At 56.2% G+C, this 16,186-nt stretch carries 14 protein-coding genes; 11 read left to right on the top strand and 3 right to left on the bottom strand.

Annotated elements, in window-relative coordinates; all coding sequences use genetic code 11:
- The first annotated feature begins 6 nt into the window (after window positions 1-6).
- From AC2T6E_RS22065 to xylR, 3 genes are read left to right on the top strand one after another with little or no spacing between them, the layout of a single operon-like run.
- Window positions 7-1,548 carry a xylose ABC transporter ATP-binding protein gene (locus tag AC2T6E_RS22065; protein WP_486693240.1) on the top strand — a complete coding sequence of 514 codons (1,542 nt, stop codon included), beginning with the start codon at window positions 7-9 and terminating at the stop codon, window positions 1,546-1,548.
- On the top strand, window positions 1,526-2,707 hold the full coding sequence (gene xylH, locus AC2T6E_RS22060) for a xylose ABC transporter permease XylH (protein ID WP_486693239.1): 1,182 nt from the start codon (window positions 1,526-1,528) through the stop codon (window positions 2,705-2,707). Before AC2T6E_RS22065 ends, xylH begins: the two co-directional genes overlap by 23 nt.
- Before the next feature lie 34 nt (window positions 2,708-2,741).
- On the top strand, window positions 2,742-3,920 hold the full coding sequence (gene xylR / locus AC2T6E_RS22055) for a D-xylose utilization transcriptional activator XylR (RefSeq protein ID WP_089599673.1): 1,179 nt from the start codon (window positions 2,742-2,744) through the stop codon (window positions 3,918-3,920).
- Window positions 3,921-3,960: 40 nt separating this feature from the next.
- On the opposite strand, the gene AC2T6E_RS22050 is transcribed toward xylR, so the two are convergent.
- Window positions 3,961-4,785 (bottom strand): protein bax, encoded by an 825-nt coding sequence (locus AC2T6E_RS22050; protein ID WP_100165422.1) that lies wholly within the window; start codon window positions 4,783-4,785, stop codon window positions 3,961-3,963.
- Between the two features lie 314 nt (window positions 4,786-5,099).
- Here AC2T6E_RS22050 and AC2T6E_RS22045 point away from each other — a divergent pair, with 314 nt between their 5' ends.
- Both AC2T6E_RS22045 and avtA read left to right on the top strand, forming a co-directional pair.
- Window positions 5,100-7,130 carry an alpha-amylase gene (locus AC2T6E_RS22045; RefSeq protein ID WP_486693238.1) on the top strand — a complete coding sequence of 677 codons (2,031 nt, stop codon included), beginning with the start codon at window positions 5,100-5,102 and terminating at the stop codon, window positions 7,128-7,130.
- A 244-nt stretch (window positions 7,131-7,374) separates the two neighbouring features.
- Entirely contained in the window at window positions 7,375-8,631 is a 1,257-nt protein-coding gene (gene avtA / locus AC2T6E_RS22040; RefSeq protein WP_486693237.1) for a valine--pyruvate transaminase, read from the top strand.
- Between the two features lie 4 nt (window positions 8,632-8,635).
- Here avtA and AC2T6E_RS22035 read toward each other — a convergent pair whose 3' ends face one another.
- Window positions 8,636-9,091, bottom strand: a complete 456-nt coding sequence (locus tag AC2T6E_RS22035; protein ID WP_278436158.1) for a 4Fe-4S dicluster domain-containing protein — start codon at window positions 9,089-9,091, stop codon at window positions 8,636-8,638.
- A gap of 3 nt (window positions 9,092-9,094) precedes the next feature.
- Entirely contained in the window at window positions 9,095-9,913 is an 819-nt protein-coding gene (gene yiaJ / locus AC2T6E_RS22030) for an IclR family transcriptional regulator YiaJ (protein ID WP_021242452.1), read from the bottom strand.
- Between the two features lie 225 nt (window positions 9,914-10,138).
- Here yiaJ and yiaK point away from each other — a divergent pair, with 225 nt between their 5' ends.
- From yiaK to ulaD, 6 genes are all read left to right on the top strand, one after another.
- Window positions 10,139-11,137 (top strand): 3-dehydro-L-gulonate 2-dehydrogenase, encoded by a 999-nt coding sequence (yiaK, locus tag AC2T6E_RS22025; protein ID WP_042716584.1) that lies wholly within the window; start codon window positions 10,139-10,141, stop codon window positions 11,135-11,137.
- A gap of 10 nt (window positions 11,138-11,147) precedes the next feature.
- On the top strand, window positions 11,148-11,615 hold the full coding sequence (locus AC2T6E_RS22020; RefSeq protein WP_120159859.1) for a YhcH/YjgK/YiaL family protein: 468 nt from the start codon (window positions 11,148-11,150) through the stop codon (window positions 11,613-11,615).
- A 26-nt stretch (window positions 11,616-11,641) separates the two neighbouring features.
- Window positions 11,642-12,568, top strand: a complete 927-nt coding sequence (locus tag AC2T6E_RS22015) for a DUF4862 family protein (RefSeq protein WP_486693236.1) — start codon at window positions 11,642-11,644, stop codon at window positions 12,566-12,568.
- A 47-nt stretch (window positions 12,569-12,615) separates the two neighbouring features.
- Window positions 12,616-13,935 carry an MFS transporter gene (locus AC2T6E_RS22010; RefSeq protein WP_278436161.1) on the top strand — a complete coding sequence of 440 codons (1,320 nt, stop codon included), beginning with the start codon at window positions 12,616-12,618 and terminating at the stop codon, window positions 13,933-13,935.
- A 95-nt stretch (window positions 13,936-14,030) separates the two neighbouring features.
- Window positions 14,031-15,536 carry an FGGY-family carbohydrate kinase gene (locus AC2T6E_RS22005; protein ID WP_486693235.1) on the top strand — a complete coding sequence of 502 codons (1,506 nt, stop codon included), beginning with the start codon at window positions 14,031-14,033 and terminating at the stop codon, window positions 15,534-15,536.
- Window positions 15,533-16,186: a 3-keto-L-gulonate-6-phosphate decarboxylase UlaD gene (ulaD, locus tag AC2T6E_RS22000; RefSeq protein ID WP_100165417.1), complete on the top strand. Its 654-nt coding sequence runs from the start codon at window positions 15,533-15,535 to the stop codon at window positions 16,184-16,186. Before AC2T6E_RS22005 ends, ulaD begins: the two co-directional genes overlap by 4 nt.

Below are 16,186 nucleotides of genomic sequence, written 5' to 3'. Positions count from 1 at the left end.
GCAGTTATGTCTTATTTACTAGAAATGAAGAGCATCACCAAAGCCTTTGGCGCGGTGAAAGCGGTCGATAACGTGAGCCTGCGGCTAAACCCTGGCGAAGTGGTCTCGCTGTGCGGTGAAAACGGTTCAGGCAAGTCGACGCTGATGAAAGTGCTGTGCGGGATCTATCCACATGGCAGCTATGAGGGTGAAATCGTCTTTGCCGGTGAGGTCATTCAGGCCACACACATTCGCGATACTGAGCGTAAAGGTATCGCCATTATTCATCAGGAACTGGCACTGGTGAAGCACCTCACCGTGCTGGAAAATATCTTCCTGGGGGCCGAAATCTCACGTCACGGCGTACTGGATTACGACACCATGACGCTGCGCTGTGAAAAGCTGCTGGCGCAGGTGAGCCTCAGCATTTCACCGGATACCCGCGTGGGGGATCTTGGCCTGGGGCAGCAGCAGTTGGTCGAAATCGCCAAAGCCCTGAACAAGCAGGTAAGACTGCTGATTCTCGATGAGCCAACGGCCTCGCTCACTGAACAGGAAACCGCTGTTCTGCTCAATATCATCCGCGATCTGCAAAACCACGGTATCGCCTGCATCTATATTTCGCACAAGCTTAATGAGGTGAAAGCCATTTCGGACACCATTTGCGTGATCCGCGACGGGCAACACATCGGCACGCGTGAAGCGGAGGGCATGAGTGAAGATGACATCATCACCATGATGGTAGGGCGCGAACTCACTGCGCTCTATCCGAACGAACCCCATGCCGTGGGAGACGAAATCCTGCGCGTGGAAAATCTCACTGCATGGCATCCCGTGAATCGCCATATCAGGCGAGTTAACGACGTCTCCTTTTCCCTTCACCGCGGTGAAATCCTTGGCATTGCGGGTTTAGTGGGCGCAGGTCGAACCGAAGCCGTGCAGTGCCTGTTTGGCGTGTGGCCCGGACGCTGGGAAGGCAGCATTTACATCGATGGTCAGCCGGTGAAAATCGACAACTGCCAGCAGGCGATTGCCCATGGCATTGCCATGGTGCCAGAAGATCGCAAAAAAGACGGCATCGTGCCGGTAATGGCTGTCGGGAAAAACATCACGCTGGCGGCGCTAAACCAGTTCTCCGGCGCCCTGACGAGCCTGGACGACGCTGCCGAGCAGCAGTGTATTCTTCAGTCACTCGCCAAGCTCAAGGTCAAAACCTCCTCCCCGGAACTGGCCATTGGACGCCTCAGCGGGGGGAACCAGCAAAAGGCGATTCTGGCGCGCTGCCTGCTTCTCAACCCGCGAATTTTAATCCTGGATGAACCGACTCGCGGGATTGATATTGGCGCGAAGTATGAAATCTACAAGCTGATTAATCAGCTTGTGCAGCAAGGCATTGCCGTCATTGTCATCTCGTCTGAATTACCTGAAGTGCTCGGCCTGAGCGACCGCGTGTTGGTTATGCACGAGGGGAAACTGAAAGCCAATCTGATTAACCAGAACCTGACGCAAGAACAGGTGATGGAAGCCGCCCTAAGGAGCGAACGTCATGTCGAAAAGCAATCCGTCTGATATCAAAGTCGCTGTGCCGACACCCGGCGCGTTCGCAGGGCTGAAAGCGCTAAACCTGCAGGTCTTCGTGATGATCGCGGCGATTATCGCCATCATGCTGTTCTTTACCTGGATGACCGATGGCTCCTATTTGAGTGCTCGTAATATCTCTAACCTGCTGCGCCAGACTGCCATCACCGGCATTCTGGCCGTGGGGATGGTGTTTGTGATTATCTCAGCGGAGATTGACCTGTCGGTCGGGTCGATGATGGGCCTGCTCGGCGGCGTGGCGGCGATATTTGATGTCTGGCTCGGCTGGCCGCTGCCGCTCACCATTGTCGTGACGCTGGCGCTGGGTCTGGTACTGGGGGCGTGGAACGGGTGGTGGGTTGCCTACCGTAAGGTGCCGTCATTCATCGTCACCCTGGCCGGGATGCTGGCCTTCCGTGGGATTCTGATTGGCATCACCAACGGTACCACCGTCTCTCCCACCAGCGCGTCTATGTCGCAGATTGGGCAGAGCTACCTCTCTGATGGCATCGGCTTTACGATTGGCGTGGTGGGCATGATGGCCTTCATCGCATGGCAGTGGCGTGGCCGTATGCGCCGTCAGGCGCTGGGGCTGGCTTCTCCGGCATCGACCTCCGTGGTCGGTCCTCAGGCGCTCACCGCCGTGATTGTGCTGGGTGCCATCTGGCTGCTGAACGATTACCGCGGTGTCCCGACGCCCGTTCTGCTGCTGGCGCTCCTGCTGCTGGGCGGCATGTTTATGGCGACGCGCACCGCGTTTGGTCGTCGTATTTATGCCATTGGCGGTAATCTTGAGGCGGCACGTCTGTCAGGGATCAACGTCGAACGCACCAAACTCGCTGTCTTTGCCATCAACGGCCTGATGGTGGCGATTGCAGGGCTGATCCTCAGCTCACGTCTGGGGGCCGGTTCACCGTCGGCAGGAAACATTGCCGAGTTGGATGCCATCGCTGCGTGTGTCATCGGCGGGACCAGTCTCGCAGGCGGTGTCGGCAGCGTGGCAGGCGCGGTGATGGGCGCATTTATTATGGCTTCGCTGGATAACGGGATGAGCATGATGGACGTCCCAACGTTTTGGCAGTATATCGTGAAGGGAGCGATTCTTTTGCTGGCAGTCTGGATGGACTCGGCAACCAAGCGACGTGCCTGAGAACAGTATTGTTACTTATTTGGGAAAGTGAGCCATGTTTGAAAAGCGTCACCGCATTACGTTGTTATTCAATGCCAACAAAGCCTACGACCGTCAGGTGGTTGAAGGGGTTGGTGAATATTTGCAGGCGTCGCAATCCGAGTGGGATATTTTCATTGAAGAAGATTTCCGCACCCGTCTGGAGAACATCAAAGACTGGCTGGGCGATGGCGTTATCGCTGACTATGACGATCCCGTCATTGAGCAATTGCTAACAGACGTCGACGTTCCCATTGTGGGCGTCGGCGGCTCGTATCATTCGCCCGATCACTATCCACCGGTCCACTACATCGCAACCGATAACCATGCGCTGGTCGAGGCCGCTTTTCTCCATTTAAAAGAGAAAGGCGTGCATCGCTTTGCGTTTTACGGGTTGCCCTCTTCAAGCGGCAAACGGTGGGCGGTAGAGCGCGAGCATGCGTTCTGCCAGCTGGTCGCAAAGGAGAAATATCGTGGTGTGGTGTATCAGGGGCTGGAAACCGCACCGGAAAACTGGCAGCACGCGCAAAACCGCCTGGCGGACTGGCTGCAAACGCTGCCGCCCCAGACCGGGATTATTGCGGTAACAGATGCTCGTGCGCGCCACGTGCTGCAGGTCTGCGAACATTTGCATATTCCGGTGCCTGAAAAGCTGTGCGTAATTGGTATCGATAACGAAGAGTTAACCCGCTATTTGTCTCGCGTGGCGCTCTCCTCTGTCGCTCAGGGAACCCGTCAAATGGGCTATCAGGCCGCGAAGCTCCTGCACCGCCTGCTGGACAACGAAGCCTTGCCGCTTCAGCGCCTGCTGGTTCCGCCTGTGCGTGTCGTCGAACGCCGCTCAACCGATTATCGTTCCTTAAGCGACCCGGCCGTCATTCAGGCAATGCACTACATTCGCAACCACGCCTGCAAAGGCATTAAGGTGGATCAGGTACTGGATTCGGTCGGCATTTCTCGCTCAAACCTGGAAAAACGCTTTAAAGAGGAAGTGGGTGAAACTATTCACGCCGTTATTCATGCGGAAAAACTGGAGAAAGCGCGCAGCCTGCTGATCTCCACGTCGCTTTCCATCAATGAAATTTCACAAATGTGCGGCTACCCGTCGCTGCAGTATTTCTACTCGGTGTTCAGAAAGGAGTATGAGACCACGCCGAAAGAGTACCGGGAACGGTATAGCGAAGTGCTGATATAAAAAGAAAAACGCCTTCAGATGGAAGGCGTTTTTTTGGGGATTACATATGCGCGGCAATTAAGCGCTGGTTATCCTGGTACATCGCAAACAGATAGTTGTTATAGCGCTGCCCCTGGGTGGAATAACCTTTCAGCTTGTGGATCATCGTACTGGCCGTCACTTCCTGATCCGCTTTACGCAGCTGGGCGCGAGACTTACGGAACGAAGAGTAGGCCGGATGCGTGTTCAGATTCACGACATAGGCATTCACGGAATCTTTGACCGATTCAAACTGCGAGTAGCCTTTCACTTTACCGGGAGCATTGTTACAACGCCCTTTCACGCATTTCATGCCGAAAAGATTGTTGTTATTGCGCGCCAGCTTCGAGGTACCCCAACCGCTTTCAGCGGCGGCCATCGTTGCCACCATGCTGCCCGGAATGATGTCTACACGCTCCAGAAGTGAATTCCACGGCACACGACGCGTGTTGCCATTCCATTTCACCTTGTAGCGTTTGGAAATCTCTTTCAGGCGCGTGCGCTCAGACGGCGACCAGCGGCTATCGTACTGTTTTGAGATCAGCCAGTTACGATCCGCAGTAATCGCGGCATTTTGACTCGTGATGTAAGGCATTACCGTCCGGAGAAACGCTTTTTTCCTTGGTGTTCCGGAAGGGTATTTTCGCAAATCAGGAAGTGAACTACTCTTTGCACTATTGCGAGAATACTCTTGTTTACTGCTAACCTTACTACTTGTCGTCTTTATTACGTGGGCTTTCTTACTCGTTGTATCCGTGTGCGTCTTCGCAAGCACCTCACCCGAAAATGCCGTGGTGAGTAACATGAGTATCGCAGCCCCATATCGTCGAATGGGAGTCGATATCATTAGGTCTCCTGGTCGGATGTAATCATCCCAACACCTTATTTTTTTCACAAATTTGAGAGCGGAATCTCAAATCATATCAAAAATAGTCTTCCAGAGCACGTATAGAAATAGTCCAAATCCGAAACTATGTCACCTGAAACATGCTCACTAAAGCATCAATTCTGAAAAAATGTGTGCGATATCGCAGATAACTGCCTAATTTTGCGCGGGATCACTCATCCCTTCGCGTCCTCCTGGCAGAAACCGTCGGAGGAGGAGTTTTTCCTCAGTACCCGGTGGCACACTGGTCAAAAAAGCCGCGACAGGAAAATGGAATGAAACGCACCGCACTGGCTCTCCTGATGTTACCCACACTGGCACATGCAGACTGGTCATCGCCGGGATTTAGCGCATTTCGCGCGGAAGGAACCGGGGTCTTCACCAGCCAGGCAAAGCTCGCGAAGGGTACCCGTCCTTTAACAGTGAGTTTTGACAACACGTGCTGGCAGCCTACGGGCTCCATAAAACTCAATGAGATGCTGTCGCTCAAACACTGTGAGGGCACACCGCCCCAGTGGCGGCTATTCCGTGACGGTGATTATCAGATGCGTGTCGATACCCGCTCCGGGACACCAACCCTGATGCTGACCATTCAGAGTACAGTTGAGCAACCTGTCGCGAACGTCGCACGTCAGTGTCCAACGTGGGACGGCAAGCCTTTGACGCTGGAGGTAAGCAGTACCTTCCCTGAAGGCACGGTGGTGCGTGATTTCTACAGCAAACAGACGGCGACGGTGCAAAACGGCAAAATCACCCTACAGCCTGCCGCCAACAGCAACGGCCTGCTGCTGCTTGAGCGTGCCGAAACCGACCAGCCCGCGCCCTTCAGCTGGCAAAACGCCACCGTCTATTTCGTGCTGACCGACCGCTTTGTGAATGGCGACCCGAGCAACGACAACAGCTATGGCCGTCATAAAGATGGCATGCAGGAGATCGGCACCTTCCACGGCGGCGATCTCAAGGGGCTTACCGGCAAGCTCGACTACCTGCAGCAACTGGGCGTCAACGCGCTGTGGATAAGCTCCCCGCTGGAGCAAATCCACGGCTGGGTGGGAGGCGGAACCAAAGGTGATTTCCCTCACTACGCCTATCACGGTTACTACACGCAGGACTGGACGAAGCTCGATGCCAACATGGGCACCGAAGATGACCTGCGCCAGCTTGTTGACGAAGCGCACAAGCGCGGTATCCGTATTCTGTTTGATATCGTCATGAACCACGTTGGCTACGCGACCCTTGCGGACATGCAGGAGTACCAGTTTGGCGCGCTGTATCTGCAGGGTGATGAGCTCAAGAAAACGCTGGGTGAACGCTGGACGGACTGGAAGCCCGGCGCGGGCCAAAGCTGGCACAGCTTTAACGACTACATCAACTTTAGCGACAAAGCTGCATGGGAAAAATGGTGGGGCAAGAAATGGATCCGCACCGACATTGGTGATTACGACAACCCGGGCTTCGACGATTTGACCATGTCGCTGGCCTTCCTGCCGGATCTGAAAACGGAATCGACGACCCCATCCGGTTTGCCGAACTTTTATCAACACAAGCCCGACACCGGCGCAAAAGCGGTGACGAATTTCACGCCCCGGGATTACCTGACCCACTGGCTCAGCCAGTGGGTTCGTGACTACGGTATCGACGGCTTCCGGGTTGATACCGCGAAGCACGTTGAACTCGACGCGTGGCAGCAGCTGAAAGATCAGGCAGGCCAGGCACTGGCAGCGTGGAAAGCGGCCAACCCCGATAAAAAACTCGACAATGCGCCCTTCTGGATGACCGGTGAAGCATGGGGCCACGGCGTGATGCAGAGCGATTATTACCGCCACGGTTTCGACGCAATGATCAACTTTGACTATCAGGAGCAGGCGGCGAAAGCGGTGGACTGTCTGGCTGATATCGATATGACGTGGCAGCAGATGGCGGAGAAACTGCAAAGCTTCAATGTGCTGAGCTATCTCTCGTCACACGATACGCGACTGTTCCGCGAAGGAGGCCAGCGCGCGGCGGAGCTGCTCATGCTGGCGCCGGGCAGCGTGCAGATTTACTACGGCGATGAATCTGAACGTCCGTTCGGCCCAACAGGCTCCGACCCGCTTCAGGGCACACGCTCGGACATGAACTGGCAGGATGTGACGGGCAAACAGGCCTTAACCGTCGCTCACTGGCAAACTCTGGGTCAGTTCCGCGCCCGTCACCCGGCGATTGGTGAAGGCAAGCAAACCACGCTGTCACTGAAGGAAGGCTACGGCTTCGTGCGCGAGCACAAGGGCGATAAAGTGATGGTGGTATGGGCGGGTAATCAATAAACGTTCTCCCCCTCACCCCGTCCCTCTCCCCGGAGGGGCGAGGGGGTTAAAACCGCACCGTGCAATCCCCTCTCCCCTCCGGGGAGAGGGTTAGGGTGAGGGGAAACAAACCAGAACGATTCACTGCACAAATCCAAACCTACCCTATAAAACAACAAATCCGACCACATCACCTGATTTGCACCAGCACGGTGCTAGCGTTATGGTTACCCCCTTTCATAATAAGCCCGACAGATCACCTGCTATGACGTTTTCACTTTTCGGCGACAAATTTACCCGCCATTCAGGCATTACCCGCCTGATGGAGGACCTCAACGACGGGCTGCGCACACCGGGCGCAATCATGCTCGGCGGCGGAAACCCGGCTCAAATCCCGGAGATGACGACCTATTTCCAGAGCCTGCTCGTTCAGATGCTGGAAAGCGGCAAAGCAACCGATGCACTTTGCAACTATGACGGCCCTCAGGGTAAAACCGAGCTGCTGAAACTCCTCGCCGATATGCTGCGTGAAGAGCTGGGTTGGGATATTGAGCCACAGAATATTGCACTGACAAACGGCAGCCAGAGCGCGTTTTTCTACTTGTTTAACCTGTTCGCAGGACGTCGCGCCGACGGCACGACCAAAAAAGTGCTGTTCCCGCTGGCACCGGAGTATATCGGCTATGCCGATTCCGGCCTCGAAGAAGACCTGTTTGTCTCCGCGCGCCCGAACATCGAACTGCTGCCAGAAGGCCAGTTCAAATATCACGTCGATTTTGAACACCTGCATATTGGTGAAGAGACGGGCATGATCTGCGTATCACGTCCTACCAACCCAACGGGCAACGTGATTACCGATGACGAGCTGATGAAACTGGACGCGCTGGCCAATCAGCACGGCATCCCTTTGGTGATCGATAACGCCTACGGCGTGCCGTTCCCGGGGATAATCTTCAGCGAAGCCCGCCCGCTGTGGAACCCAAACATCGTTTTGTGCATGAGCCTGTCTAAACTGGGCCTGCCGGGCAGCCGCTGCGGCATCATCATTGCCAATGAAAAAATCATCACCGCCATTACCAACATGAACGGCATTATCAGCCTTTCACCCGGCGGCATCGGCCCGGCGATGATGTGCGAAATGATTAAGCGCAACGACCTGCTGCGCCTGTCGAATGACGTGATTAAGCCATTCTATTACCAGCGTGTTCAGGATACGATCGCGATACTTCGCCGCTATTTGCCGGAAGAACGCTGCCTGATCCACAAACCAGAAGGGGCAATTTTCCTCTGGCTTTGGTTCAAGGATCTGCCGATTACGACGGAACTTCTCTACCAGCGACTGAAAAAGCGTGGTGTGCTGATGGTGCCGGGCGATTACTTCTTCCCGGGGCTGGATAAACCGTGGCCGCACACGCACCAGTGCATGCGCATGAACTATGTGCCTGATCCAGAAAAAATCGAAGCGGGCGTGAAAATTCTCGCGGAAGAGATTGAGAACGCCTGGCGCGAAAACGGTCAGTAAGTTCTTACGCCAGATGATGCAGCCGTTCGGTGCGTAATCTGGTGGGATCAACACAGCTTAACGCGTGGGTCGGGCAAGCCTCAACGCAGGCAGGTCCGCCCTCGCGATGCGCGCATAAATCACATTTCAGCGCCTGCGCATGATCCCCCACCCTCTGTACCTGCATCGCCCCAAACGGGCACGCCACCATACAGCTTTTGCACCCGATGCAGCGCGCCTGCTCAACGAGCCAGGCTCCGGCTGAGCGTCGGATTGCCCCGGTTGGGCACACATTTGCACAGGGCGCATCCTCGCACTGATGACACCCGACCGCGGTGGTATAAGAATCCCCTTTCACCACCCGAATGCGGGGCATGAAATCATTTGCGGTGACGAATTCCTGATGCGAAACCGCACAGGCCACTTCGCAAGTGCGGCACCCAATGCATTTTTCCGAATCCGCCATGATAAATCGGTTCATCTGTTACGCCTCGCGCACGTTAAAACCCAGCTCTTTTGAGATAGCCTCTGCCGTTTCGCGCAGCGGCTTGAGCAGGTTCTTCTCGCCCACCTGCTTCATGCGCGACGTCGACAGCGAAATGGAGATCGCATACGGCACGCGCCCGTGGATATCAAAGACCGGCACGGCAATGCAGGAAACCCCCAGCTCGTTCTCTTCTTTGTCCATCGCCATGCTGCGATCGCGAATTTCCGCCAGCTCATCATACATCGCACTCAGCTCGGTAATGGTGTTGCGGGTCAAGGGTTGGATCTGTTCCTGATGGCTTTCCCAGTAGCTCGCCACGTAATCCTGATGACCAAACGCCATGTAGATTTTGCCCATTGCGGAGCAGTAGAGCGGCATATGCTGGCCGATATAGGCACGCGTGCGCAGCATACCGGTTGTCGGTTCGAGCTTATAAATCAGGATCGCGTGGTCGTCCTCACGGCTGGAGAAGTTCACCGTTTCACCGGTGGCAATGTTCAGCGCCTCAAGGTGCGGAGCGGCCACGTGAATGATATTCAGCGACGACAGGGCCTTTTGCCCGACGGCGATAAATTTGGTGGTCAGGCGATAGCTGCCCGCCGCGGGTGCCGGGGTCACGTATCCGCACGACTGTAGCCCCTGCAGCAAGCGGTGCACGGTGCTCTTATTCAGCCCCGCCAGTTCAGATAAGTGCGCAAGCGGACACCCGTTCGGATAGTTGCTGAGGATCTCAATCAGCATCAGGCCGCGAAACAAGCTCTGGCTACCTGCTGGCCTCTCTTTTTCTTGCGTCATTTCGCTCTCTTTCATGCTCATCAAATGGCTCCTTTTTGTCGCGCCCTGATGGTAGCGCAAAGTGTGGTTCAGTTCACGATCTCAACAGAAAAAACACAACCAATTGATTTTAATCGATTTTGAAAAACATGAATGTCGTTGATCTGGCAAAATTTGATCGCTATATTTGAAATCAGATTTCGCATAGTGAAATTTAGCGATAAAAAAGCACTCGCACTTGCCCCGAAAAAGAACAGGAGAACAGGGATGAAAGTGACCTTTGAAGAGTTAAAAGCGGCGTTCAATCGGGTTCTGCTCGATCGCGGCGTGAAAGCGGAAACCGCAGACGCCTGCGCCGAGATGTTCGCCCGCACCACGGAATCCGGCGTTTATTCGCACGGCGTTAACCGTTTTCCGCGTTTCATTCAGCAGCTTGATGCTGGCGATATCATTCCTGACGCTCAGCCAAAACGGGTGATGACGCTGGGTGCCATCGAACAGTGGGATGCCCAGCGCTCTATCGGCAACCTGACGGCGAAAAAGATGATGGATCGCGCCACCGAGCTGGCGTCCGACCACGGTATTGGCCTGGTGGCACTGCGTAACGCGAACCACTGGATGCGCGGCGGCAGCTACGGCTGGCAGGCGGCGGAGAAGGGCTATATCGGCATATGCTGGACCAACTCTATTGCCGTCATGCCCGCATGGGGATCAAAAGAGTGCTGCATCGGCACCAACCCGCTGATCGTGGCTATTCCATCAAGCCCAATCACCATGGTCGATATGTCGATGTCGATGTTCTCCTACGGCATGCTGGAGGTGAATCGCCTGGCCGGGCGCGAACTGCCGGTCGATGGCGGCTTTGACGACGAGGGTAATCTCACCCGAGAGCCAGGCGTGATTGAGAAAAACCGCCGCATTCTGCCGATGGGCTACTGGAAAGGGTCTGGCTTATCCATCGTGCTCGACATGATTGCCACCCTGCTCTCCAACGGATCCTCCGTCGCGGAAGTGACCCAGGACAACAGCGACGAGTATGGCGTGTCGCAGATCTTTATCGCCATCGAGGTTGATCGCCTGATCGACGGCCCAACCCGCGATGCGAAGCTGCAGCGCATTATGGACTTTATCACCACCGCGCAGCGGTCTGATGAAAACGTTGCCGTCCGCCTTCCGGGCCATGAATTCACGCGCCTGCTGGAAGAGAACCGCCGCGACGGCATCACCATCGACGACAGCGTGTGGGCGAAAATCCAGTCTCTGTAAGGAGTGGACCATGATATTCGGACATATTTCCCAGCCCAATCCGTGCCGTCTGCCGCGGGCGATTGAAAAAGCGCTTCATTTTTTGCGCGCTACGGATTTCACCACCCTGCCGCCAGGCGTGGTGGAAATTGAAGGCCGCACTATTTTTGCCCAGGTTCTCGACCTGACGACAAAGGAGCCGCACGAGAACCGCCCGGAAGTGCACCGCCGCTATCTGGATATTCAGTTTTTAGCATGGGGTGAAGAAAAAATCGGTATTGCCATTGATACCGGTAATAACGAAATAAGCGAATCATTACTGGAACAGCGGGATATTATTTTTTATCACGACAGCGAACATGAATCGTTTATCGAAATGATCCCCGGCAGTTACGCCATATTTTTCCCGCAGGATGTACACCGTCCTGCCTGTATTAAAAACAAGGAAGCCGCAATTCGTAAAATTGTGGTGAAAGTGGCAGTCAGCGAATTAGATTAATTTTCTGATATATACAGGAATGCGAAATGTCCAACACCGCTTTTATTATTGGTGCGTACCCCTGCGCACCCTCGTTTCACCAGAAAGGGGAACAAGAAGAACAAACCTTCTGGCGGGAACTTTCCGACACGCCGAACATTCGGGGGCTGGAACAGCCTTGCCTTGAAAATCTGCATCCTCTTGGCGACGAATGGCTGTTCCGTCATACGCCGGGCGACTGGCAAATCGTCGTCACGGCAGTCATGGAAACCATGCGCCGCCGCGGCACAAACGGTGCGTTTGGCCTGGCCTCCGCCGATGAAGATCAGCGTAAAGCCAGCGTCGAATTTTACCGCCATCTGCATCAGAAGATTGCTGCCGTTCACGCCCGTTTTCCCGGAAAAGTCATTGCCCTGGAGATGCAGGCCGCGCCGCAGGTGGGCAATGCTTCAGTTGAGCAGGCTACCGAGGCGTTCGCCCGTTCCATCCGTGAAATTGCGGGCTGGGACTGGGACTGCGATCTCGTGCTGGAACACTGCGATGCCATGACCGGCCCCGCACCGCGCAAGGGCTTCTTGCCTTTAGCGCAGGTGCTGGAGGTGGTGAAAGACACCGATATCAGCGTCTGTATCAACTGGGCGCGCTCGGCTATCGAAGGCCGTAATACGACGCTCCCGCTTGACCATGTTCAGGCGGCACTCCGTGCCGGAAAGCTGGGTGCACTGATGTTTTCGGGCACGACTACCCGCGGGGAATACGGTGAATGGCAGGATCTGCACGCGCCGTTTTCTTCATTCTGCGCCGACAGTTTGATGTCTACTGAACACGCAAAATCACTCTTTACTGCGGCGAGCGCCGCAACGTTGAAATTCTCCGGTATTAAATTACTGGAAATAAATGCTAATGCTGACGTCAGCCATCGCATCGCTATTTTGCGCGACGGCATTAGCGAAATGAATAAAGCAACACAATAACAATAAAAAATATCCCTATTCCGGTTACATTGACTGAGACAGTAAATATGAACACTTACTCGAATACTCTACAAGCGGACATTCCGCGCCAGCGCTGGCTAAGAATCATTCCTCCTATTCTTATCGCCTGCATCATTTCGTATATGGATCGCGTAAATATCGCCTTTGCCATGCCCGGCGGTATGGATGAAGAGCTAGGTATTACCGCCACTATGGCGGGCCTTGCAGGTGGGATCTTCTTTATCGGCTATCTGTTCCTGCAGGTTCCCGGCGGCAAGATTGCCGTCCACGGCAGCGGCAAGAAGTTTATCGGCTGGTCGCTGGTTGCCTGGGCGGTGATCTCTGTGCTCACGGGCCTGGTGACGAATCAGTATCAGCTGCTGGTGCTGCGCTTCTTACTCGGCGTGGCGGAAGGCGGGATGCTGCCTGTCGTGCTCACCATGATCAGCAACTGGTTCCCGGATGCCGAACGCGGTCGTGCCAATGCCATTGTGATTATGTTTGTCCCCATCGCCGGGATTATCACCGCCCCGCTTTCGGGCTGGATCATCACCGCGCTCGACTGGCGCTGGCTGTTCATCATTGAAGGTTTGATGTCCGTCGTTGTGCTGGTGCTGTGGGCGTTCACCGTTTACGACCGTCCGCAGGAAGCCCGCTGGATTTCAGAAGCAGAGAAAAACTATCTGGTGCAAACGCTGGCGGCTGAACAGCAGGCCATCGCCGGAAAAGAGGTGAAAAACGCGTCACTCGGCGCAGTGCTTTCCGACAAAACCATGTGGCAGCTGATCGCTCTGAACTTCTTTTACCAGACCGGGATTTACGGCTACACGCTCTGGCTGCCGACCATCCTGAAGGAGCTGACACACACCAGCATCGGTCAGGTGGGCATGCTCGCCATCCTGCCTTACATCGGGGCCATTGCGGGGATGTTCCTGTTCTCAACGCTTTCTGACCGCACCGGCAAGCGCAAGCTGTTTGTCTCCCTGCCGCTGATTGGCTTTGCGCTCTGCATGTTCCTCTCCGTGGCGCTGAAAGAGAGTACCTGGCTGGCGTATTCCGCACTGGTGGGCTGCGGGTTCTTCCTGCAATCCGCAGCGGGCGTGTTCTGGACCATCCCGGCGCGTCTGTTCAGCGCAGAGATGGCGGGCGGCGCGCGCGGCGTGATCAACGCCCTGGGCAACCTCGGTGGCTTCTGCGGCCCGTATGCGGTTGGGGTGCTGATCACCCTGTACAGCAAAGACGCGGGCGTTTACTGCCTGGCGGTTTCTCTGGCGCTGGCGTCGCTGCTGGCCCTGCTGTTACCGGCGAAATGTGATGCCGGTGCAGAGCCTAATCCCACGGTGAATTCGCACAAGCGTGCGGCCTGATGCCCTCACCCCAGCCCTCTCCCACGGGGAGAGGGAGAAAACCGAACCGTAGGCCGGGTAAGCGAAGCGCCACCCGGCAATTAAGTGAGATGAAGATGAGTGAAAAAGAGCCCTTCTGGCTGGGTATCGATTGTGGCGGTACTTATCTGAAAGCCGGTTTATACAACAGCCAGGGCAAGGAAATCTGCATCGAGCGCCGCTCCGTTGCCACGCTCAGCCCGCGCGCAGGTTACGCAGAGCGGGATATGCCCCAGCTCTGGCAGCACTGCTACGCTACCGTCGCCACGCTGCTCAAACATTCAGGCATCGACGGAGAGCAGATCAAAGGCGTTGGCATTTCTGCTCAGGGCAAAGGACTGTTTCTGCTCGATAAACAAGACCAACCGCTGGGCAACGCCATGCTCTCCTCAGACCGCCGGGCGCTGGAGATCGTGCAGCGCTGGCAGCAGGACGGCATTCCCGAAAAGCTCTATCCGCATACGCGCCAGACGCTGTGGACAGGGCACCCGGCCTCGCTCCTGCGCTGGGTGAAAGAGAACGAGCCGCAGCGGTATCAGCAGATAGGCTGCGTGATGATGGCGCACGACTATCTACGCTGGTGTCTGACCGGCGTGAAGGGCTGCGAGGAGAGCAACATCTCCGAGTCAAACCTCTACAACATGAATACCGGGCAGTACGATCCCCAGCTCACGCGCTGGCTCGGTATCAACGAAATTGACGGCGCCCTGCCGCCGATTGTCGGTTCAGCAGAAATTTGCGGGGAAATCACCCCTCAGGCAGCCGCACTGACCGGTCTCGCGGCGGGCACACCCGTCGTTGGCGGTCTGTTTGATGTGGTTTCCACCGCGATCTGCGCCGGGCTGCACGACGAACACACGCTGAATGCCGTCATGGGTACCTGGGCCGTCACCAGCGGGATCGCCAATGCGCTTCGCGATAACGAGCCGTTCCCCTATGTGTATGGCCGTTACGTCCACCCGCAGCAGTACATCGTTCATGAAGCCAGCCCGACGTCATCCGGCAATCTTGAGTGGCTCACTGCCCAATGGGGCGACATGTCATTCGATGAGATCAACCATGCCGTCGCCAGCCTGCCGAAAGCGGAAAGCGAGGTATTCTTCCTGCCGTTCCTCTACGGCAGCAACGCCGGGCTGGAGATGACCAGTGGTTTTTACGGCATGCAGGCGCTGCATACCCGCGCGCATCTTCTGCAGGCCGTTTACGAGGGCGTAGTGTTCAGCCACATGACCCACCTCAACCGCATGCTTGAGCGTTTTACCCGGGTGCAGGCGCTGCGCGTCACGGGTGGCCCGACCCATTCGGACGTGTGGATGCAAATGCTCGCCGACGTCAGCGGGCTGGCGATAGAGCTACCGCAGGTGGAAGAGACCGGCTGCTCCGGCGCGGCGCTGGCGGCGCTGGTAGGCACCGGCGTCTACCCCGATTTCCACGCTGCGCAGCGCACCCTCAAACACGACATTCGGGTGATTGAACCCGACATGCGCGCCCATGCGGCCTACCAGCGCAAATATCACCGTTACCAGTTACTGATTTCAGCACTTCAGGACTATCACGCCCGTATTAAGGAGTACGACCTATGAGCCGACCATTACTGCAGCTGGCGCTCGACCATACCTCACTTCAGGCCGCCCAGCGCGACGTCGCGGCGCTTTCAGATCACGTTGATATCGTCGAAGCGGGCACCATTTTGTGCCTGACCGAAGGGCTGAGCGCCGTACGCGCCCTGCGCGAACAGTGTCCGGATAAAATCATCGTGGCGGACTGGAAAGTCGCCGATGCCGGAGAAACGCTGGCTGAGCAGGCGTTTGGCGCGGGCGCGAACTGGATGACCATCATCTGCGCCGCCCCGCTGGCAACCGTTGAGCGAGGCCACGAGGTCGCACTGCGCTGCGGGGGAGAAATCCAGATGGAGCTGTTTGGCAACTGGACGCTGGACGACGCGCGCGCGTGGCATCGCGTCGGCGTGAAGCAGGCTATCTACCACCGCGGGCGCGACGCGCAGGCCAGCGGTCAGCAGTGGGGCGAAGCGGATCTCGCGAAAATGAAAGCGCTCTCCGACATCGGTTTACAGCTTTCGATCACCGGCGGTATCACCCCTGCCGACCTGCCGCTGTTTAAGCAGATCAACGTAAAAGCGTTTATTGCAGGACGCGCGCTGGCAGGCGCCGCTAATCCGCCGCAGGTGGCACAGGCATTCCATTCGCAAATCCGCGACATCTGGGGAGCGTAA

This window comes from Enterobacter sp. B79-1, assembly GCF_057444735.1.
The sequence above is the reverse complement of the archived record's forward strand: the minus strand, read 5'-3'. Positions and strand labels throughout refer to the sequence as shown.